8 protein-coding genes are annotated in these 4,570 nt (G+C 38.6%); all 8 read right to left on the bottom strand.

The window, feature by feature from the left end; genetic code table 11:
- Positions 1 to 206: 206 nt before the first annotated feature.
- The 8 genes from AC1VS3_RS12640 to rpmJ all read right to left on the bottom strand — a co-directional run bounded on the left by AC1VS3_RS12640 (position 207) and on the right by rpmJ (position 4,566).
- Positions 207 to 845, bottom strand: a complete 639-nt coding sequence (locus tag AC1VS3_RS12640; protein ID WP_008690065.1) for a ribonuclease E inhibitor RraB — start codon at positions 843 to 845, stop codon at positions 207 to 209.
- A 59-nt stretch (positions 846 to 904) separates the two neighbouring features.
- On the bottom strand, positions 905 to 1,483 hold the full coding sequence (locus AC1VS3_RS12645; RefSeq protein WP_008690066.1) for an O-methyltransferase: 579 nt from the start codon (positions 1,481 to 1,483) through the stop codon (positions 905 to 907).
- Between the two features lie 13 nt (positions 1,484 to 1,496).
- The gene (locus AC1VS3_RS12650; protein ID WP_008690067.1) at positions 1,497 to 2,150 is read right to left on the bottom strand and encodes a hypothetical protein; all 654 of its coding nucleotides are present in this window, start codon (positions 2,148 to 2,150) and stop codon (positions 1,497 to 1,499) included.
- Positions 2,151 to 2,269: 119 nt separating this feature from the next.
- Positions 2,270 to 2,635, bottom strand: a complete 366-nt coding sequence (gene rplQ / locus AC1VS3_RS12655; RefSeq protein WP_008690068.1) for a 50S ribosomal protein L17 — start codon at positions 2,633 to 2,635, stop codon at positions 2,270 to 2,272.
- A 28-nt stretch (positions 2,636 to 2,663) separates the two neighbouring features.
- On the bottom strand, positions 2,664 to 3,623 hold the full coding sequence (locus AC1VS3_RS12660; protein ID WP_008690069.1) for a DNA-directed RNA polymerase subunit alpha: 960 nt from the start codon (positions 3,621 to 3,623) through the stop codon (positions 2,664 to 2,666).
- A 27-nt stretch (positions 3,624 to 3,650) separates the two neighbouring features.
- Positions 3,651 to 4,046: a 30S ribosomal protein S11 gene (gene rpsK, locus AC1VS3_RS12665; protein WP_008690070.1), complete on the bottom strand. Its 396-nt coding sequence runs from the start codon at positions 4,044 to 4,046 to the stop codon at positions 3,651 to 3,653.
- A gap of 20 nt (positions 4,047 to 4,066) precedes the next feature.
- Entirely contained in the window at positions 4,067 to 4,432 is a 366-nt protein-coding gene (rpsM, locus tag AC1VS3_RS12670; protein ID WP_008690071.1) for a 30S ribosomal protein S13, read from the bottom strand.
- A 17-nt stretch (positions 4,433 to 4,449) separates the two neighbouring features.
- Positions 4,450 to 4,566 (bottom strand): 50S ribosomal protein L36, encoded by a 117-nt coding sequence (gene rpmJ, locus AC1VS3_RS12675; protein WP_008979808.1) that lies wholly within the window; start codon positions 4,564 to 4,566, stop codon positions 4,450 to 4,452.
- Positions 4,567 to 4,570 lie beyond the last annotated feature (4 nt).

Below are 4,570 nucleotides of genomic sequence, written 5' to 3' on the forward strand. Positions count from 1 at the left end.
ATTCTAAATATATCAAGGTTCCATAGTGTCATTGTATAGAAGAATACTAATCGATTATTCCATAGGAACGTACAGTTTAACTATAAAACCATTTATTATGCATATTCATCTTCCATAGTTATAAAATATACAGAAAAAAAGTCTTAATCCTATTCTGTTAATAAATAGGATTAAGACTTTTTCATACATTTACGCTTATCAGCTTTTTAATATACGGCCTTGCTCTGCCATCCTTTATAAACACCTTGATAAGCTGTGGCAACATCTGCCAGATAATAAACATTGGACATCAGTTTTACCTTATCCATCGGTGTGATATGAAGAACGATCAACTCAAATTCTTCACTGCCTCTGGTAATAACATATCCACGATTTATCACAACGCTTTTAAACTGGTTCATGCTCTCTTCATCTTGAAATTTTACGACATGCTGTACAGGGCGTTCATGATCATGGACATCCCCTTTTTGCTCCAGTGCTTCCATTCGTGCATCGGTATCTTCTTTCAATAATGCCATTTCTGCTCTGGTCAGATGCGTAAACATTTCATCATACTCTTCTTGTGTTTCCTCTTTTGCTTCATCATCCGATGTGCTTTGCACATCTTCAAATTCATCCAGACTTTCATGAGCCTCTTCAAATGCTTCATTCACTTCTTCACAACAATGTTGTGGATCACTGATCGGTGCTTCTTCAGCTGCATCTTCATTATCTTCAGGCTCATCATCGTACAGCAAACCCTGATCTAAATCAATAATTTGTTTTTCTTCTTCTTTTTTCATTTTGTAAGCAATAAGAGCTGCTGCGCTCCCTAAAACAGCTAAAATTGGAAATATCTTTTTCATTTTATCACCACTTTCATGTTTCTATTGTATCACACTTCAAAGAAAAAAATACATAGAAACTACTTTTTTCTGCTGATCCCTACACCATCTCCAAAATCATAAAATGTCGTATCATAATCCTCACGCTTTTTTAAATACTCAACAAATCGACTGATTTTGGTGACAAGCTGTCGCAGATTCCGATTTTTAATCCGTTCCTGATGTTCGACATACCCATGGAACTTAAGATTATCAGTAATGACATAACCATCTTTTATAAGATTCTTCTCATAGCGTTCAAAAAACTTTATATATTGCGCCTTTGCAGCATCGATAAACAACATATCAAATGATCCTTCCACGGTGGTTTCTAAAGCATCTCCATAAAGCAGTGTGATACGTTCTTCTAAATGTGCTTTGCGTACGTTTTCAACCGCTTTTTGATAGCGTTCCTTATCGCGTTCAATCGTCACGACGTGTATTTGTTCATCCAACAAAGCCATACGAATAGCAGAATATCCAATAGCACTGCCAATTTCAAGAATGTTCGTTAAATGGTGTTGCTGAATAAACGCACATAGAAAGGCAATTCCTTCCGGCTGCATGATTGGGACATTGTATGTTTTCGCATAGTCCTCCATCTCTTCAATTAGTTCCATGATCTCACCTCACTCAATTAGTTTTCGCTGTTGTCTTTTTATCCTCTGTTTTCTTTTTATCCTTATCTTTATCATTAAGATTGACTGGTTTTTTACCCACATGAACTTTAAAGGTTCGTACACTGCGATTTCCACTTTTATCTTTCGCAATAACGCGTATTTTATGATCGCCAGATTTTTTTGTATCCACATTGCCTTCAATACGATAATAATTATTTTGTAAATCCGTTGCTGTAGTATAAAGCAATGGTCCATCAACCGGATCGCTGACACTGATAATATTATCTTTGATATCAAATGTACCATTATACGGTATTGCTATACGTTCTTTTTTGAGAATGATTTCCGGTTTTTGTGTATCCTTCACAGTTATCTTTAAATGAATGTTTGTTTTCTCTCCATCTGCGACCACCGCATAAACAAGATCCTGTTCCCCGCATGCATGTACATTTAATTTAGGATAGGTAACAATGACGCCATCTGTATTTTTTACTAAGGCTTTACTCGTGATTGTGGTATTCCCATATTCCACTTCTGTAGCATTTTCAATAAAGTTTATCTTTGATGAAGACTTATGATACTTCTCAAAAAGGATAATTCCAATGAGCACCCCTGCCACAAATAGCATTATAAAAAATTTCTTTTTGTTCGTACTATTTTTGATCATTGTGTACCTTCTTTCATTTTCATTCATTTCATCTCAAATTGTATCATGGTTTTTTGCGGGAAACAACTTAATAGTGCTTAAGAAAACGACACCATGTCTCCATGATGTCGTTAGCTTTTTTATTTTACGAGTTCAATGATTGCCATAGGAGCAGCGTCACCACGACGTACTCTTGTTTTCACAACTCTTGTGTACCCACCATTACGATCTTTGTAAGCAGGTCCGATTTCGTTGAACAGTTTTTGTAAAGCTGTCTGACCTGTTTTTTCGTCTACAACAACGTCGCGAACGAATTTAGCAGCCTGACGGCGAGCATGTAAATCACCGCGTTTTGCTAAAGTAATCAGCTCATCAACAACAGAACGCAGTTCTTTTGCTTTCATTTCAGTTGTTTCAATCTGACCATAAGCGATCACTGATGTAGCCATGTTACGTAATAAAGCTTTACGGTGGTCAGCTTTACGTCCTAATTTACGATTCCACATTGGTTGTTAGCCTCCTTTGCGAATAATATTATTCGTATGATTTAAAGTTTAAGCCTAAATCATACAATTTATCTTTAACTTCTTTGAGTGATTTCTTACCTAAGTTACGTACTCTCATCATTTCATCTTCTGTACGCTGTGTTAATTCTTCGACGGTCTGAATGCCAGCGCGTTTCAAACAGTTGTAAGAACGTACAGACAGATCGAGATCTTCGATCATCATGACAAGACCCTTGTTCTGCACTTCACCCTGAGCTTCCTTCATGACAGATTCCATATCATTGACAGCTTCATCAACGTTTGTCAGCAGTTCCAAATGATCAATCAGAATCTTTGCTGATAATGCTAATGATTCCGCAGGACTGATGGAGGAATCACTCCATACTTCCAAAGTCACTTTATCATAATTGGCATTCTGACCAACACGTGTAGGATCTACAGAGTAAGAAACCTTTTCAATTGGTGTATAGATAGAATCCGTATAAATGATTCCTAAAGGCTGATTTGGAGTCTGATACAGCTGTTTGTTTGTGTCAGCATTTACATATCCGCGGCCAACACGCGCCTGCAGTTCCATTTCCAACATTCCGCCTTCTTCCAGAGTACAGATGTGCAAATCCTTGCTCAGCACTTCTACGCCTTCTGGACAGTAGATATCTGCACCGGTAACTTCTCCAGGACCTTGTTTTGAAATACGCAATGTATAGATCTCATCATCCTGAATTTTCATGACCAGTGTCTTGATATTCAGGATCATGGTCGTTACATCCTCAACGATTCCTGGAATAGATGTAAACTCGTGGTAAACCCCGTCAACTTTAATTGAAAATACGGCAGCTCCCGGTAAAGAGGAGAGCAAAACACGTCTTAGTGCATTCCCAATAGTTGTTCCGAAACCTCTCTCTAAAGGTTCAAATACAAACTTACCGTAGTGTTTAGATTCATCGTATTCTTTAACTTCAAAATGTGCACGTTCGAATTTTTGCATAGTATACCTCCTCAATTAAGCTTATGATTAACCACGTGGTCGTTTAGGTGGACGACAACCGTTGTGTGGAATAGGAGTTACATCGTTGATCATTGTAATTTCTAATCCCGCAACCTGTAAAGCTCTTACAGCTGCTTCACGTCCAGGTCCTGGACCTTTAACGTTTACTGATACTGTTTTCATACCATTTTCTATTGCTGCTTTACCTGCAGCTTCTCCAGCCATCTGTGCAGCAAATGGAGTGGATTTACGTGAACCCTTGAACCCCAGTGCTCCAGCGCTGGACCATGCTACAGCGTTTCCATTTTCGTCAGTAATAGTAACGATGGTATTGTTAAAAGTTGAATGAATATGAGCACATCCACGAGCAATATTCTTGCGTGCTTTACGTTTACGTGCGCCCGCTTTTACGTTTTTTGCCATTTTAATTTCCTCCTATCGTCCTATTTCTTTTTGTTTGCTACTGTACGAACTGGACCTTTACGCGTACGAGCATTTGTTTTTGTTCTCTGTCCGCGAACCGGTAAACCTTTACGGTGACGGATTCCGCGGTAGCATCCGATTTCCATCAGACGCTTAATGTTTAATGCAACCTCACGACGCAAATCACCTTCTACTTTGATAGAATCCACTTCGTTACGGATGGCATTAATCTGTTCGTCAGTTAAATCTTTTACACGGATATCTTCGCTGATTCCCGTTTTTGCCAGAATCTGTTCCGCAGTTGGGCGGCCGATTCCGTAAATGTACGTTAATGATACTACTACGCGCTTGTCGCGTGGTAAGTCAACACCTGCAATACGAGCCATTTTACATTACACCTCCATTAGTTTCCTTGTCTTTGTTTGTGTTTTGGGTTTTCGCAAATGACCATGACACGGCCTTTACGTTTGATAATGCGGCACTTATCGCATATTGGTTTGACAGATGGTCTTACTTTCATGCGT

The organism is Longicatena sp., assembly GCF_982403165.1.

Bases quoted from the DNA above. Each gene is read 5' to 3' on its own strand.
- AC1VS3_RS12640 (WP_008690065.1), bottom strand. From the start codon at position 845: ATGAAAAAGATATTTCCAATTTTAGCTGTTTTAGGGAGCGCAGCAGCT.
- AC1VS3_RS12645 (WP_008690066.1), bottom strand. From the start codon at position 1,483: ATGGAACTAATTGAAGAGATGGAGGACTATGCGAAAACATACAATGTC.
- AC1VS3_RS12650 (WP_008690067.1), bottom strand. From the start codon at position 2,150: ATGATCAAAAATAGTACGAACAAAAAGAAATTTTTTATAATGCTATTT.
- rplQ (WP_008690068.1), bottom strand. From the start codon at position 2,635: ATGTGGAATCGTAAATTAGGACGTAAAGCTGACCACCGTAAAGCTTTA.
- AC1VS3_RS12660 (WP_008690069.1), bottom strand. From the start codon at position 3,623: ATGCAAAAATTCGAACGTGCACATTTTGAAGTTAAAGAATACGATGAA.
- rpsK (WP_008690070.1), bottom strand. From the start codon at position 4,046: ATGGCAAAAAACGTAAAAGCGGGCGCACGTAAACGTAAAGCACGCAAG.
- rpsM (WP_008690071.1), bottom strand. From the start codon at position 4,432: ATGGCTCGTATTGCAGGTGTTGACTTACCACGCGACAAGCGCGTAGTA.
- rpmJ (WP_008979808.1), bottom strand. From the start codon at position 4,566: ATGAAAGTAAGACCATCTGTCAAACCAATATGCGATAAGTGCCGCATT.